Below are 15121 nucleotides of genomic sequence, written 5' to 3' on the forward strand. Positions count from 1 at the left end.
CTCGGTACGCTCGATTTACGGGGTACGAGGAGGTGGCTGGTGAGCACGCAGATCTTCGACACAGTGTCGGAAGGCGCCGGCGCACCGCTGGCACGGACGGCCAGCGGTGAGATTTCGGGTTCGCGCGAGGGTCGGATCGCGGTCTGGCGCGGCATCCCCTATGCCGCCAGCACGGCCGGGCCCAACCGCTTCCGGCTGCCGCAACCCCCGCAACCGTGGACCGGGATCCGCGCCTGCACCAGCTTCGGTGACGTCGCCCCGCAATCGCCCGGCTTCGTCCCCGTGGACGGCAGCCTGCGCATGGGCGAAGACTGCCTGTGGCTCAATGTGTGGGCCCCCGCCGAACCGCAGGACGACCACCGCCCGGTCCTGGTCTGGGTGCACGGCGGCGCCTACTGCCTGGGCACCGCCGCCCAGGCCATCTACGACGGCAAACGCCTGGCCGAGACCGGCGACGTGATCGTGGTCACCGTCAACTACCGGCTGGGCGCGCTGGGCTTCCTGGACCTGTCCTCGCTCGGCGACGAATTCACCCCGAATCTGGGCCTGCACGACCAGATCGCCGCGCTGCGCTGGGTGCGCGACAATATCGCGGCCTTCGGCGGCGACCCGGGCAATGTCACCCTCTTCGGCGAATCCTCCGGCGCGGGCTGCGTGACCGCGCTGCTCACCTCACCGTTGTCGGCGGGCCTGTTCCATCGCGCCATCGCCCAATCCCCGCCCGCCACCACGGTTTTCGGCCCCGAACGCGCCGCCGTCGTGGCCAAGCGCTACCTGGAACTGCTGGACATCACCGCCGATCAGGCCACCGAGCTGCTGACCATGCCGATGGAACGCATCATCACCGCCGCGGGCACCCTGCTCGACGAGGTGCCGCTGCGCGAACCCGGCCGCCTGGCCGCCGCGCCCGTGGTGGACGGCAATCTGCTGCCCGCCTACCCGAGTGAGCGCTTCCAGCAGGGCCGTTCGCACCGGGTGCCGCTGCTCATCGGCACCAACAAGGACGAGGCGTCGCTGTTCCGGCTGTTCCGCTCGCCCATCATGCCGGTCACCCCGGACGCGGTGAACGCCATGCTGCGCGGGGTGGCCGCCGACCATCCCGGCCTGTCGCCGGAACGCCTGGCCGAGATCGCCTCGGCCTACGAATCCAGCACGCCGCGCGGCGCGCTCACCATGTCCACCGACGCCGCCTTCCGCATGCCCGCGCACTGGGTCGCCGACGCCCACTCCGCACACTCGCCGACCTGGATGTACCGCTTCGACCACGCCACCCCGATGCTCAAGGCGGCCCGCGTCGGCGCCGGGCACGCCACCGAATTGCCCTATGTCTTCGGCAATTTCGGCTCCTTCGACTACGACCCGACCTTCTGGCTGGGCGGCCGCAAGGCGGCGCAGGATGTGTCGGGCCGCATGATGCGCCGCTGGTTGGCCTTCGCGGGCTACGGCGTACCCGCCGCGATCGACGGGTCCAAGCACTGGCCGCCCTACAGTGCCGCGACCCGGCGCACCCTGGTCATCGACACCGTGGACCGGGTCATCGACGATCCCGACAAGGACCGCAACACCATCTGGGGTGACGACGTCGTCGGCTTCTACTGAGCGGCAACGGTTGCGCGATGCCCCAGCCGGGCGGGCATGTGCGCGTACCCGTGCAGGGTGTAGAGCGGACGGCGCCGCGGTTCCCCGTCCAGCGTCAGATCGGGGAAGTTGTCGAACAGCGACCGCAGCGCGTACGTGCCCTCCATCCGGGCCAGGCTCGCACCCAGACAGGTGTGGATACCGCTCGAGAACGTCAGGTGCTCACGGGCATTCGAGCGCGTGATGTCGAACCGATTGGGATCGGTGAACTTGGCCGGATCGCGATTGGCTCCCGATAGCGACATCACCACCACCGTGCCCGCCGGCACCGTGAACTCACCGACCTCGGCGTCGGCCAACGCGAGTCGCGCGGTCATGGTGACCGGCGGGTCGAAGCGCAGGATCTCGTCCACCGCCTGCCCCCACAACTCCGGATCCTCCCGCAGTTTCGCCAATTGCTCAGGGTGCGAAAGCAATTGGACGACGCCGTTGCCGATCAGATTGACGGTCGTCTCGAAGCCCGCGCCCATCAGCAGGCTCGCGGTGGCCTTCAACTCGCGATCGTCCAGATCGCCCGCGGTGACCAGGCTGCTGAGAATGTCTTCGCCCGGCTCCCGGCGCAACCGGGCCAGATGCTCGTCGAGATAGCCGTCCATGACGCCCATGGCGAGATAGGCGTCACGCCAGGTCCGCCAGGAGATGCCGATATCCAGCAGCGGACTGCCCGCGTCACCCCAGGCCAGGAACTCGTCGCGCTTCTCCTGGGGGAAACCCAGCATCTCGGCGATGATGGCGATCGGCACCTGCTGGGCGAAACCCGCGATCAGATCCGCCGACCCGCCCGGCGGCAGCGCGTCGAGCAGTTCGGCGGTCACCGATTCGATCCGATCCCGCAACCGCCCGATGGCGCGCGGCGTGAAGGCCGCCGACACCGACTTGCGCAGCCGGGTGTGCTCGGGCGGATCGACCATGAGCATGGACGGCGGCTCCACCGGATTGGGCGGCGTCTGCACCGTCTTCAAACGGTTGCGCAGCCACTTCGGCATGTCCATGCCGTCGGGCCCGAAAGTGCCGAATCGGCTGTCGCGCAGGATGGCCCGGGTGAACTCGTAGTCGGCGGTGACCGTCCAATACGACTTCGGAAGTAGCCGCCCGCGCTGCCGAATCTGCTCGATGCTCGGGTACGGATCCCGTAGCGCGGCCTGCGTGGTGATCAATCGCGCGAACGGATCGTGGCGAGCCTGTAGTCGCAGCGCGTAGCGTGCCCCACCCTGTTCGACCACCCAGCGTGCCCAATACCGTGGACTCATCATCGCGGGACTCCCTCGTCGTCGGATGATTCCACGGTACGGAAACCGTTGGCCAGGAAAAACATCCTGCGGAGGGAACTGATTCTCCTACCCCGGTAGGAGTCACGGGCGCTGAATCGTCACCCTTTCGCTGGCCACCCGGCGCTCCCGTGCCGTCGGATCGGGATTGGCGACCTGCACCAGCGACGCCCCCGCCGCCAGCACCGCCACGAATCCGTCGATCAGCTCGGCCGGGGTGTCCCACGACCCGCTCGACAGCACCCGGTCCTCGCCGGTGAACCCTTGCCGCGCCGCCGATTTCCGCGCCTGCTCGAGCACCTCCGACACCGACGTGCCATCCAGCGCGCACCCGATTCCGCCCGGCCGGAACTGGTCGCCGTGCACGCGCACCGAGGTCGCGTAGTCGGTGACGCCGATCGGCAGATTCTTGACCGGCATGCCCATCGGATCCAGCGACAGCGCCGCCACCTCCGCGATAGCGCTCGCCTCATCGATGCGGTCCGCGGTCACCAGCGCCAACTCCGCGTCCGGGTCGGCGTGCAGCACCACTTCGGTACCGGCCCACCAGCAGCCCAGCAGCACGGCCGCGGTCTGCCAGTGCGCCGGAAGCAGCACGGCGACGCGGGCTCCCGCGCTCAGCCCGAATTCGTCGCGAATCATATTGGCGGTCTTGGCCGCCCAGTTGGCCAGCGTCAGCGCTGATAGTTCGATGCGCGCGCCGGTGGCGTCGTCGTAGAAGGTGATGCGCGGGCCCGCGGGGTCGCGGGCGAGGATGGGGTCGAGTACCGCTTCGGTGAGGGTCTCGTTCAGTTCACGCATTTCGGTCCGTTCGTGCCGGCATCGATGGGTGGGGCGGGGGGCACCGGCGTCGCGGTCGTACTCCCTCCGGAGAAGTCGATCCCGCCACTGCCGGTCGCCGAACCCGGACCAGCGTAGTCACTCGCCAGCACCACGCGGACGGTGCCCGCCGGAAGTCCCGTCTCACCGATCACCGGTAGCCCGCCCAGTGCCGCCGCCACCGCCCGCGCCTTCGGATCCCCGCCCGAGGCGGCCAGCACCCGGCTGCTCTGGATCGGTCCGCCGATCCAGTTGTCCACCGTCCCGGTCCGGAATCCCTTGGCCGCCAGCGCCTGTGCCGCCTGCCCGGCCAGCCCGCCGGTGCCCGAGGCGTTGTAGACGTCGACGCTGATGGTGGACGGGTCGATGCCGCCGTCCCCCTCATCGCCCCCGCCCACCGTCTTGGCCACGAACTTCTGCACCGCGGGCGGATCCACCCGGACCACGGATTCGCCGTTGTCGGTCCAGCCGTTGAGGTCCTTGACCGGAATGGTCGCGAACTTCACCTGGCCGCCGGACAGGTCCTGCAGCTGATGCAGGAAGCCCACCACATCCCAGCCGTCGTCGAGCACCACCGTGCGGCCCACCGCATTGCTGAGGTCCTGCAGCCGCGAGGGGCTGGTCAGCATCTTGGCGCTGAGCACCTGATGCACCAGCTGCGCCATGTACACCTGCTGGCGCACGATCCGGTCCAGGTCGCCGCGCGGCAGCTCGTGCCGTTGGCGCACGAAGCTCAAAGCCTGTGCGCCATTGAGCTTCTGCGGTCCGGCCGGGAAGTCGGCACCCGAAAGCGGTTCGTCCACCGCATTGTTCAGGCATACGTCGACCCCGCCCACGGCATCGGTGAGCAGCACGAAACCCAGCAGCCCGACCTCGGCGTAATGGTCGACGGTGATCCCGGTGAGGTTGGCCACCGTCTTGACCAGCGCCTGCCGCCCGGCTTGGGTCGAGCGCCGGTCCGCCTCGGCGGCGGCGACGCCCTGATCGACCAGCTTCTGCTGCAGTAGCGCCTTGGTCACGCCGTAGGCCGAGTTGATCTTTCCCATGCCGATGCCCGGAATATCCACATACGAGTCGCGCGGGATGGAGATGGCCGTCGCCGAACTGCCGTCGTTGGGCACCCGGATGAGCACGATGGTGTCGGTATTGAGCCCGCCCTCGCCGTCGTCCCCCGCGTGCAGCATGGCCAATTCGTCCGCGGTGAGCGGATTTCCGTGCGCATCGGTGCGGGCGTCGATGCCGACCATCAGGATGTCGGTCGCGCCGTCGGCATTGTCGCCGCCGAGCCCCAGATTTCCGATCCGCTCGATGCTCGACACCAGTTGATCCACGCTGTGCCAACCCAGTCCGGTCACCACCAGCACCAGCACCGCGATCGCCGCGGTCAGCACGCGGCCCGGCGTCACCGGGCGGCGGCGCGATGCGAATGGCATGGATGCCCAGGAACTCTCTGGCAACCGGATGGTCCTTTCGAAAGCGTGGGAATCCCCCGATATGCAGGCTAGTAGCGGTAACCAAAATGTTGCAGTATCGGCGGATCCGGTGAGTCGTGGGGGTACATGGGAAACTTGCGGCCGTGACTGGCACCAGGCTGCTGATAACGGGCGCACGCGGGCAGTTGGGGCGGGCGCTACAGACCCTCGCGCCGCACGCGCGTGGCCTTGCCCACACCGATCTCGACATCTGCGACCCCGACGCGGTGCGCAAGGTGGTGAACGCGGGCGACATTCTGATCAACTGCGCGGCGTACACCGCCGTGGACAAGGCCGAAACCGACGAGGCCGCCGCCTATGCCGTGAATGCCACGGGACCCGCCGTGCTGGCGCGGGTCTGCACCGAAACCGGCGCCCGCCTCATCCACGTCTCCACCGACTACGTCTTCCCCGGAACCGGTACCCACCCGTACGAACCGGACGATCCGACCGGGCCCGCCACCGTCTACGGCCGCTCGAAACTTGCTGGGGAACAAGCGGTTGCGGAGTTCGCCCCCGACGCGCACATCGTCCGCACCGCCTGGGTCTACACCGGCCAGGGCACCGATTTCGTCGCCACCATGCGCCGCCTCGAGCGCGAACGCGACACCCTCACCGTCGTGAACGACCAGCTCGGCTCGCCCACCTACGCCCCCGATCTGGCGGCGGGTCTGCTGGAACTGGCCGCCACCCCGGCCGCCCCGCGAATCCTGCACGCCACCAATGCCGGTCAAGCCACCTGGTTCGATCTCGCGCAGGCCGTCTTCAGCGGCCTGGGCGCCGATCCCGCCCGCGTCCTGCCCTGCGGCACCGAGGAATTCCCGAGACCCGCTCCGCGCCCGGCATATTCGGTCCTTTCGGGCAATTCGTGGGCCGCGGCGGGCCTGTCGCCGCTGCGGCACTGGAAGCTGGCACTGAACGACGCACTGGCCGCCATCTCCGACTATCCTGGGCCCCCGTGAGCCCCTCGGATTCTGTCGGACAGCCCCCCGCCGCGGCGAAAAAACCGCAGCTGGCAGTCGTCACGGTGACCTACTCGCCCGGCGAGCACCTGGAACACTTCATCAGCACGCTGACCACCGCCACCGGTGAGAAGCCGCAGGTCATCCTGGCCGACAACGGCTCGGTCGACGGCACCCCGGAACTGGCGGCCGAAGCCAACGCCCACGTGCGGCTGCTGCGCACCGGCGGCAATATCGGCTACGGCGGCGCCATCAATCGTGCGGTGGCCGAGATCGACCCGGACATCGAATTCATCGTCATCGCCAACCCGGACATTCGCTGGGGCACCGACTCCATCGACGAACTGCTGGCCGCGGCGCGCCGCTGGCCACGCGCCGGTGCGGTGGGCCCGATGGTGCTCGAGCCGGACGGCAGCACCTACCCGTCCGCGCGCTCGGTACCCGGCATCGCCGATGGTGCCGGACACGCCATCCTGGGCAGCATCTGGCCGGGCAACCCGTGGACGCAGCGCTACCGGCAGGACAACGCCGCGCCCTCCGAACGTTCGGTGGGCTGGCTGTCCGGCTCCTGCCTGCTGGTACGCCGCGCCGCCTTCGATTCCATCGACGGTTTCGACTCCCGGTACTTCATGTACATGGAGGATGTCGACTTCGGTGACCGGATGGGCCGGGCGGGCTGGCACAATGTTTTCGTGCCGTCCGCGGAGGTCACGCACGCCAAGGGGCACGCCGCGGGTCGCCACCCGGAAACCATGCTGCCGGCGCACCACGCCAGCGCCTACCGTTTCCAGGCCGACCGGCATCCGCATTGGTGGCAGGCTCCGCTTCGGGTCGCGCTCAAGGCTGGACTTGCGATTCGTTGCAGGCTTGCGGTTCGATCCGCTCTGCGCGAACGCGATCGAAACGGCACCGTTTAAAACGAGGCCGTTTAATATCGCTGGCGCGCATTCCTGACAACCTGACACAGGGGAGAAAATGGCGAACAGCGGTAGTACCGCCGGGTCTACGGACGCGGTGATCCTGGTCGGGGGCCAGGGCACCCGACTGCGTCCGTTGACCTTGTCCGCCCCCAAGCCGATGTTGCCGACGGCCGGACTGCCGTTCCTGCAGCACCTGCTGGCCCGCATCGCCGATGCCGGCATCACGCACGTGGTGCTCGGCACCTCCTACAAGGCGGAGGTGTTCGAAGAACACTTCGGCGACGGCTCGGACCTGGGCCTCGAGCTCGAATACGTCACCGAGAGCGAAGCCCTCGGCACCGGCGGCGGCATCCGCAACGTGCTGCCCAAGCTGCGCGCGGACACCGTCATGGTGTTCAACGGCGACGTGCTCGGCGGCACCGATCTGGGTGGCGTGCTCGACACCCACCACGAGTCGGGTGCGGACGTGACCCTGCACCTGGTGCGGGTGAGCGATCCGCGCGCCTTCGGCTGCGTCCCCACCGACGCCAACGGCCGGGTCACCGCGTTCCTGGAGAAGACCCAGGATCCGCCGACCGACCAGATCAATGCGGGCTGCTACGTCTTCCGGCGCGAGTACATCGAGAAGATCCCGGCGGGCCGACCGGTCTCGGTCGAGCGGGAGACCTTCCCGTCGCTGCTTGCCGAGGGCGCGCACATCCAGGGCCACGTCGACACCTCGTACTGGCGTGACATGGGCACCCCGGAGGACTTCGTGCGCGGCTCGGCGGATCTGGTCCGCGGCATCGCGCCTTCCCCGGCTCTGCCGGGCCAGCGCGGTGAATCCCTGGTCCACCCGGGCGCGGGCGTCGCCCCGGGCGCGCTGCTGATCGGCGGCACCGTTGTCGGCCGGGGTGCGGAAGTGGGCGCGGGCGCTCGCCTCGACGGCGCGATCCTGTTCGACGGGGCGCGGGTGGAAGCCGGTGCCACCGTGGAGCGTTCGATCATCGGCTTCGGTGCTCGAATCGGTCCGCGGGCCCTGGTCCGTGATGCCGTGATCGGTGACGGCGCGAATGTCGGTGCGCGTTGCGAACTACTACGTGGTGCTCGGATCTGGCCGGGTGTCGACATCCCGGACGGCGGCATCCGCTTCTCGACCGACGTCTGACATCCGAAGACGAATCGGGGCCGATCCCTGCGGATCGGCCCCGATTTCGTTGTGCGGCAGGCTCGGTGGGCGAGACCGCTCAGCGCTCCCACTTGCCGGGATTGAGATGGAACTGCGCCAGCGCGGTCGCGTGGCCGTGGCCCATCTCCTGTTCCGTCTTCAGCCAGTTCACCAGGTCTTTCTGTCCGGTGAGGCCGGTCTCGGTCATGGCGGCGAACCATTCGTCCACGGTACGACCGTATTTCGCCTCGATCGACGGGAAGTACGAAGCGGGGCCGTGCGGTTTGGTGGTCGCCATGTCTGTCTCCTTCGCGCTGTGGTGTCGAGGGATTGGACGGTACGGCGCGCGCGAATTCATCGCCGTGTGACGCGGGTCATGCTGCGACGGCACGGGTTTCGGGGCGGCCCTCCTTGACCAGCAGCAGACCGGTCGCGGCGACCAGGGCGGCGGTCACGCCGTGCACACCGAAGGCCGTCGCCGTCGAGCCGTCGTGGCGCAGGACGGTGAGCATGTCGCCGGTGGGGATGGCGGCCAGGGCCAGCATGGCGATGCCGGTCGCGTAGCGCTGGCGCGCGGCGAGCAGGGCCACGATGACCAGGCCGCTGCCGACATCGCGGACGCCCTTGACGTTCAGGAAATCGGCGGCCTCGCCGGTGGGTGCGACCCGCAGGCCGAAGGTGGGTCCCATGGCCTGCGGGTCGGATAGGTAGCGGACGCCGATGTAGGTGATGAATCCGGCGCCGGCGAGTGCGAGGGTGGTGGCGATGCGGGAGGTGAGGCGCGAGGTGAACATTTGCTGTGCTCCATTTTCTAGCTCCGCTAACTGATGAAGCAACGCTAACTGATGTGTCGGTAGTTTGTCTAGCGATGCTAGAGTTTTCCCATGAACGCCATCCAGACCCGCAAGGAACGCGAGCGCAGCGAACGCCGGCAGCGCATCGTCGACACCGCCCGCGAGATCGCCGAGACCGAGGGCTGGGACGCCGTCACCGTCCGCAAGCTCGCCGAACGCATCGAATACAGCCAGCCCGTGCTGTACAGCCACTTCGCGGGCAAGGACGCCATCGTGTCCGCGGTCGCCGAGGCGGGCATCGCCGAGATGGCCGTCATGATGCGCGAACTGCGGCAGGCGGCCGACACGCCCGAGGCGGCGCTGCGCGCGGTCGTGCAGGGGTACTTCGAGTTCGCGCACGACAATGCCGCGCTCTACGACGCCATCTTCTTGCTCCGCACCGATCTGAAATTCGGGGACGACGCGCCACAGGCGCTCAAGGACGCCTTCCTCGAACTGCTGCTCACCTTCTCGCCGTTCGCGGGCGTACACGATGTCGAGACCTTCACCGAGCTCGCGTGGAGCACCCTGCACGGTGTCGCGACCCTGGACCGAGGTGGCCGGTTGCGGCCGGACTTTCGTGCTCAACGTCTGGAAATACTGATCGCCCAATGGGTTCGCGGTGACTGAACCCACGGTTGCGCCGCCACCCTGGTCAACCGGCCTAGTCTGGTTCCATGGCTGACGCTGTGGTGGTCGGATCGGGTCCCAACGGGCTTGCGGCGGCGGTGATCCTGGCCCGCGCGGGACTCGAGGTGGAGGTCTACGAAGCCTCCGACACCATCGGCGGCGGCTGCCGGACCGGCGAGGTGACGCTGCCCGGGTTCCATCACGACCTGTGCGCGGGCGCGCATCCCATGGCGGTCGCGTCGCCGTTCTTCCGAGCCTTCGATCTGAAGGCGCACGGGGTCGAGTTGCTGACACCGCAGGTGTCGTACGCGCATCCGCTCGACGGCGGGCGGGCCGGGCTGGCGTGGCAGGACCTCGAGCACACGGTCGACGGGCTGGGGCGCGACGGGGGTTCGTGGAAAAGGCTTTTCGGGCCGCTGGTGCGCAAGTGGGAGGACCTGGTCGGGCTGATCATGTCGGATCTGCGGCATCCGCCGCTCGATCCGACGGGGTTGCTGCGGCTGGACCCGGGGATCGAATTGCGGGTCGCGCGGCGGGTGGTCGAACAGTCGACACCGTTGTGGAACCTGCGATTTCGCGAGGAGATCGCACCGGCGCTGCTGACCGGTGTCGCCGCGCACGCCATCCGGCCGCCGCGCAGCATTCCGGGGGCGGGGGTGTCGCTGCTGCTCGGGACGCTGGCCCATGTCGGTGGCTGGCCGGTGCCGCGGGGCGGCAGCCAGGCCATCATCGACGCCATGGCCGAGGATCTGAAAACCCATGGGGGCCGGATCTTCACGGGGCATCGCGTCGATTCGCTCGACGATTTCGCCGATGTCCGCGCCGTACTGCTCGACCTCGCACCGGCCGAATTCCAGCGCATCGCCACGCTTCCGGCGCGATACGACTTCGCGCTCGACCGGTTCCGCTACGGGGGAGCGGCCTGCAAGGTCGACTTCGCGCTGTCGGGACCGGTGCCGTGGCGGGCGGCCGGCTGCGATCGCGCGGGCACGCTGCATCTCGTCGGGAGCCGGGCCGAGGCCGTGGCGGCCGAAAAGGCGGTGGCCGCCGGCACATTCGCCGATCGCCCCTACGTGCTCGCCATCCAGCCGGGCGTCGTCGACGACACCCGCGCGCCCGCGGGCAAGCACACGCTCTACACCTACGCGCACGTCCCGAACGGTTCCACCCGGGATATGACCGAGGCCGTCACCGCCCAGGTCGAGCGATTCGCCCCGGGCTTCCGCGACCTGGTTCTCGCCACCCATGTCCGCACCGCCGCCACCATGCCCGCGCACAATGCCAATTACATCGGCGGTGATATCTCCGCGGGCGCGATGACCCTGCGCCAGACCGTCTTCCGCCCGGCTCCGCGGTGGAATCCGTACTCCACTCCGCTGCCCGGCGTCTACCTCTGTTCCTCGGCCACCCCACCCGGCCCGGGCGTTCACGGCATGAACGGCTACTACGCCGCCCGCCACGCCCTCCGCAAGGAGTTCGACGTCCTGACCGACCCGCTCGATCTGCTGACCGACAACTGGCGCATCTGATTCGCGTTAGGCTCGCGGCATGGCCGGTTATTCGGGGACGCCACTGCCTCGCAAGCTTGGCATCAAGGAGGAATCCCGGGTGCTGCTGTCCGGTGCGCCGCCGGACTTCGAGCTGGGGGAGTTGCCGGCCGGGGTCGAGGTGCATCGCCGTGCCGCGAGCGGTCCCTACGACGTGATTCTCGGCTTCTGCCCGGACCGCGCCACGCTGCTGCGCAGGTTTCCGACCTGGCGGGCGCGGATGGCGATCAACGGCGGATTGTGGCTGGCCTGGCCGAAGAAGGCCAGCGGCATCGTCACCGACGTGGGCGAGCACGCGATCCGCGAATACGGTCTGGCTCAGGGTCTGGTCGACAACAAGGGTTGCGCTGTCGACGACGTCTGGTCGGGATTGCGGTTCGTGATCCGGCTGGTCGACCGCTGACTACGGTTGAGCCGGTTGGGTGCGGTAGAGGTCCGGCTCCAGGTAGATGACCCGGGCGGCCGGGACCTGCACACGGATGCGGGATTCCGCGTCGTCGATGGCGGCCGCGATATCGGCGATGTCGAGGCCGGGGACGATGGAAACCTTTGCGGCGACCAGCATTTCCTCCGGGCCCAGGTATTGGGTGCGAAGGTGGATGACGCGGTCGATGCGCCGGTCGTCGACGAGTGCTTCGCGGATCTTGCCGTCTTCTTCGGGCGTCGCCCCCTCGCCGATCAGCAGGCTCTGCATCTCGATGATGAGGATGATGGCGATGGCGCCCAACAGGATTCCGATGGCGAGCGTGCCCACGCCGTCCCAGATCGGCTCGCCGGTGATCATGGTCAGGCTGATCGCGGCGAACGCGAACACCAGGCCGATGAGCGCGCCGGAGTCCTCGAGCAGCACGACCGGGAGTTCGGGGTTGCGGGAGTTGCGGATGAAGCGCCACCAGCTCGCATTCCCCTTGAGGGGCGCGGATTCTCGCATGGCGGTGGTGAAGCTGTAGCCCTCCAGCGCGATGGCCAGCCCGAGGATGGCGATGGCCACGATCGGGTTGGACAGCTCTTCCGGGTGCTGGATCTTGTGGATACCTTCCCAGATCGCGTACAGCGAGCCGAGCGCGAAGATCACCAGCGCGACCACGAACGAGTAGAAGTAGCGGTTGCGGCCGTACCCGAACGGGTGGAGCTGGTCGGCTTCCTGTTCCGCCCGGCGCTGGCCCAGCAGCAGCAGTCCCTGGTTGGAGGTGTCGGCGACCGAGTGCACCGCTTCGGCCAGCATGGACGCCGATCCGGTGATGGCCGCGCCGACGAATTTGGCTACCGCGATACCGGCGTTCGCGCTCAGCGCCGCCAGGATGGCCTTCTTACCGCCGCCCGCAGACAATGCGACCGCCCTTTCCCGAGATGTCCGTTTTGTCCGTAAAACGTGTCTTCGACCGGGAGAGCCTACCGTCCGCTCGTCACTCCTCGCCTACCGCCGCACAGAACAACTGCGCTGCGCCGTCGACGGCCTGGGCGCGAATTCCACCGTCGGCGGCCGAAATCCAGGCGGCATGACCGCATTCCACGATCAGATCGTGGTGGCCCTGGGACAGTTTCACCCGACCGTGGGTGACCAGGGCGATGACGGGGCCGGACTGCACCACCGGCACCGGATCCGCGCCCTCGAGCAGTTCGAAACGGCTGAGCCCGAATTCCGGGGCGGGGGTGTGATAGCGGAAAACGGTGTCGGACACCTTCTCCGGCTGCACGATCGGCAGGTCCAGCGGCTCGAAGTCCAGCACCCGCAGCAACTCCGGCACATCCACGTGCTTGGGGGTGAGACCGCCGCGCAGCACATTGTCGGAATTGGCCATGATCTCGACGCCGACGCCGCGCAGGTAGGCGTGCAGGTTCCCGGCATCCAGGAACAGGCCCTCGCCGGGCTCCAGGGTGATGCGGTTGAGCAGCAGGGCCGCGAGCACGCCGGCATCACCCGGATACGCCTCGGCCAGTTCCAGCGCGGTGCGCACCTCGGCCACGAATTCCTTGCCGGTGCTGCCGGTTCGGGCCTCGCCGGTGCTACCGGTTCGGGACTCCGACAGGTAGCGCACGCACCCGTCGAGCACCTTGGGCAGAAGGGTGCTCAGACTGCCCTGCGGCAGGGCGATCCAGGTGGTGAACAGCGTGCGCAGCCCGGCCGAATCGGGCTGGGCCGCCAGCAGTTCGGCGTACTGGGTCAGCTCCGGCACGTCGATCGCCTCGAGCAGCCGGACCGTCTGGCGCGGGTCGCGGAAACCGGCGAGCGCCTCGAAACGGTTGAGCGCCACCACGAGTTCGGGCTTGTGGTTCTCGTCGCGGTAGTTGCGCATCTTCGAATCCAGGGCGATCCCGCTCTGGTTCTCCCGGGCGAAACCGGCGCGCGCCTGTTCGGTGCTGGGGTGCGCCTGCAGCGAGAGCGGTTCCTCGGCGGCCAGGATCTTCAGCAGGAACGGCAGCCGCCCGCCGAATTCGCCCGCGACGGTGCCCAGTTCGCGCTGGGGGTCGGCGCTGACGAATTCCAGCAGGGATTCGCTGTGTCCGTTGATCTGTACGCGCGCCGGATCGGCGGGGTGTGCGCCGAACCAGAGTTCCGCTTCCGGATGTGCGGAAGGAACCGGTCGTCCGCACAGCTGAGCGAGCGCGGTGCGCGAACCCCATGCATAGGAACGCAGCGCACCAACGAGTCCGTGCACTAGTAATTGCCCCCGTCGTAGTGTCCCGGTCCGGTGGCCGGGCGGGAACCGAGTAGTCGAAGATAAGCGGCTGCCATCTCCAGCCGAAGCGCGAGTACCGCAAGCTTTTCCAGCTCGGTGCGGTTGCTGCCGGGCACCGTGCGGCCGTCCTCGGCGGCCGGCGCGGGGCTCGTCACCTCGGCGTCCACCGTCACCAGATCGGCATCCACCAGTCCGGCGTCGGAGCCGAAGACGGCCAGGCGGCGGCGCACGGCCAGCTCGTCGGCGTCGGCGCTGAGCACGAAGATGCGCACCTGCTCCACCGGGGCCGGACCGTCCAGCTCCTCGTCGTGGAACAGCGGATCGAAATCGGGCGCGGGCACTCCGGCCGCGGCCACCAGCCGGGCATGCGCGGCAACGGCTTCCGGCAGCGTCACGCCGGTGACGATCTGCCCGGCCGCGGCCAGCAGCACCTCGGAGCCGTGCTCGGCGAGCACCGCGGCGGCCGTCGAATCACCGGCCAGCAGTACCCGTTTGCGCTGCTGCATGCGGGTGGCGAGGGTCTTGGCAGGGTTGTGGAAGGCCTCGTAGGTGGGGCCGTCACGCAGCGCCTCTTCGTCGAGCAGGTCTGCGAGCGCGTTCAATTCGGGCACCAGCGGCCCGGTGCGATGCGGGTCGATGGTGGTGAGCACGGCCAGCCCGGCCGCCAGATAGCGCAGCATGCGGTTGTGGTCGAGCACCCGCACCCGCGGCGCGAGGATGGTGGCGCGGCCGGCGGCGGCCGCGCGGATCGGGCCCTCGTCGGGGGCGGCGACGACCACTTCGGCACCCCGTCGCAGCGCTCGGTCCACCGCCTCGGCCATCCGTGGATCGCCCGCGTCGTCACCGGCGACGAGCACCACGTCCAGCGGGCCGACCCACGGTGGGATCGACGTCGCCGACACCAGCGGCATGCTGGTGCTGTCGCCGAGTGCGGCGATGAGGAGTTCGGCGGCGCGCTTGGCGCGGCCGCTCCCCGAGACCAGGACCAGACTGCGCGGGCGCAGATCGGTCAGTCGCGACAGGGCATCCTCGGCCAATGCCGCAGCGGTGGCCCGTACTTGGGCTCCCCCGGACGCCGCGGAACGGAGCACTCCGCCGGCGTCGGCCGCCTCCAGCGAGGCGACGTCATCGAGATCGAGTATCGGTGTCCCAGCGATCATCGGGCGTTGCCACCTCCCCTCATCGGGTCACCAGACGCTGGTGA

The 15121-nt window shown here is 68.8% G+C and carries 15 protein-coding genes; 7 read left to right on the forward strand and 8 right to left on the reverse strand.

What is annotated here, in order from left to right; translation table 11 throughout:
* Positions 1 to 39: 39 nt before the first annotated feature.
* Positions 40 to 1599, forward strand: coding sequence for a carboxylesterase/lipase family protein (locus ACYVN4_RS02420; RefSeq protein ID WP_460717559.1), 1560 nt, complete (start codon positions 40 to 42; stop codon positions 1597 to 1599).
* Here the strand turns inward: ACYVN4_RS02420 and ACYVN4_RS02425 are convergent.
* From ACYVN4_RS02425 to ACYVN4_RS02435, 3 genes are all read right to left on the reverse strand, one after another.
* Complete coding sequence (locus ACYVN4_RS02425; protein ID WP_460718336.1) at positions 1593 to 2888, reverse strand: cytochrome P450; 1296 nt, start codon at positions 2886 to 2888, stop codon at positions 1593 to 1595. The genes ACYVN4_RS02420 and ACYVN4_RS02425 overlap by 7 nt on opposite strands.
* Positions 2889 to 2990: 102 nt before the next feature.
* Entirely contained in the window at positions 2991 to 3707 is a 717-nt protein-coding gene (locus tag ACYVN4_RS02430; protein ID WP_460717560.1) for a TIGR03089 family protein, read from the reverse strand.
* On the reverse strand, positions 3695 to 5158 hold the full coding sequence (locus ACYVN4_RS02435; RefSeq protein WP_460717561.1) for an LCP family protein: 1464 nt from the start codon (positions 5156 to 5158) through the stop codon (positions 3695 to 3697). The genes ACYVN4_RS02430 and ACYVN4_RS02435 overlap by 13 nt, the downstream gene beginning before the upstream one ends.
* Positions 5159 to 5301: 143 nt before the next feature.
* Here ACYVN4_RS02435 and rfbD point away from each other — a divergent pair, with 143 nt between their 5' ends.
* From rfbD to manB, 3 genes are read left to right on the forward strand one after another with little or no spacing between them, the layout of a single operon-like run.
* The gene (rfbD, locus tag ACYVN4_RS02440; protein ID WP_460717562.1) at positions 5302 to 6159 is read left to right on the forward strand and encodes a dTDP-4-dehydrorhamnose reductase; all 858 of its coding nucleotides are present in this window, start codon (positions 5302 to 5304) and stop codon (positions 6157 to 6159) included.
* On the forward strand, positions 6156 to 7076 hold the full coding sequence (locus ACYVN4_RS02445) for a glycosyltransferase family 2 protein (RefSeq protein ID WP_460717563.1): 921 nt from the start codon (positions 6156 to 6158) through the stop codon (positions 7074 to 7076). Before rfbD ends, ACYVN4_RS02445 begins: the two co-directional genes overlap by 4 nt.
* A 58-nt stretch (positions 7077 to 7134) precedes the next feature.
* On the forward strand, positions 7135 to 8226 hold the full coding sequence (gene manB, locus ACYVN4_RS02450; protein WP_460717564.1) for a mannose-1-phosphate guanylyltransferase: 1092 nt from the start codon (positions 7135 to 7137) through the stop codon (positions 8224 to 8226).
* 79 nt (positions 8227 to 8305) lie between these two features.
* Here manB and ACYVN4_RS02455 read toward each other — a convergent pair whose 3' ends face one another.
* The gene (locus tag ACYVN4_RS02455) at positions 8306 to 8524 is read right to left on the reverse strand and encodes a DUF4287 domain-containing protein (protein ID WP_460717565.1); all 219 of its coding nucleotides are present in this window, start codon (positions 8522 to 8524) and stop codon (positions 8306 to 8308) included.
* A 76-nt stretch (positions 8525 to 8600) separates the two neighbouring features.
* On the reverse strand, positions 8601 to 9020 hold the full coding sequence (locus ACYVN4_RS02460; RefSeq protein ID WP_460717566.1) for a DUF4267 domain-containing protein: 420 nt from the start codon (positions 9018 to 9020) through the stop codon (positions 8601 to 8603).
* Between the two features lie 90 nt (positions 9021 to 9110).
* On the opposite strand from ACYVN4_RS02460, the gene ACYVN4_RS02465 reads away from it, so the two are divergent.
* From ACYVN4_RS02465 to ACYVN4_RS02475, 3 genes are read left to right on the forward strand one after another with little or no spacing between them, the layout of a single operon-like run.
* Positions 9111 to 9689: a TetR/AcrR family transcriptional regulator gene (locus ACYVN4_RS02465; RefSeq protein ID WP_460717567.1), complete on the forward strand. Its 579-nt coding sequence runs from the start codon at positions 9111 to 9113 to the stop codon at positions 9687 to 9689.
* 47 nt (positions 9690 to 9736) lie between these two features.
* Positions 9737 to 11218, forward strand: coding sequence for a phytoene desaturase family protein (locus ACYVN4_RS02470; RefSeq protein ID WP_460717568.1), 1482 nt, complete (start codon positions 9737 to 9739; stop codon positions 11216 to 11218).
* A gap of 19 nt (positions 11219 to 11237) precedes the next feature.
* Positions 11238 to 11639 (forward strand): hypothetical protein, encoded by a 402-nt coding sequence (locus tag ACYVN4_RS02475; protein WP_460717569.1) that lies wholly within the window; start codon positions 11238 to 11240, stop codon positions 11637 to 11639.
* On the opposite strand, the gene ACYVN4_RS02480 is transcribed toward ACYVN4_RS02475, so the two are convergent.
* The 3 genes from ACYVN4_RS02480 to ACYVN4_RS02490 all read right to left on the reverse strand — a co-directional run bounded on the left by ACYVN4_RS02480 (position 11640) and on the right by ACYVN4_RS02490 (position 15077).
* Complete coding sequence (locus tag ACYVN4_RS02480) at positions 11640 to 12566, reverse strand: cation diffusion facilitator family transporter (protein WP_460717570.1); 927 nt, start codon at positions 12564 to 12566, stop codon at positions 11640 to 11642. It abuts the gene before it with no gap.
* A 76-nt stretch (positions 12567 to 12642) separates the two neighbouring features.
* The gene (gene manA / locus ACYVN4_RS02485; RefSeq protein ID WP_460717571.1) at positions 12643 to 13896 is read right to left on the reverse strand and encodes a mannose-6-phosphate isomerase, class I; all 1254 of its coding nucleotides are present in this window, start codon (positions 13894 to 13896) and stop codon (positions 12643 to 12645) included.
* A complete protein-coding gene (locus ACYVN4_RS02490) occupies positions 13896 to 15077 on the reverse strand; it encodes a tobH protein (RefSeq protein ID WP_460717572.1) in 1182 nt (393 codons plus the stop codon). Before ACYVN4_RS02490 ends, manA begins: the two co-directional genes overlap by 1 nt.
* Positions 15078 to 15121 lie beyond the last annotated feature (44 nt).

Source organism: Nocardia heshunensis (genome assembly GCF_054782115.1).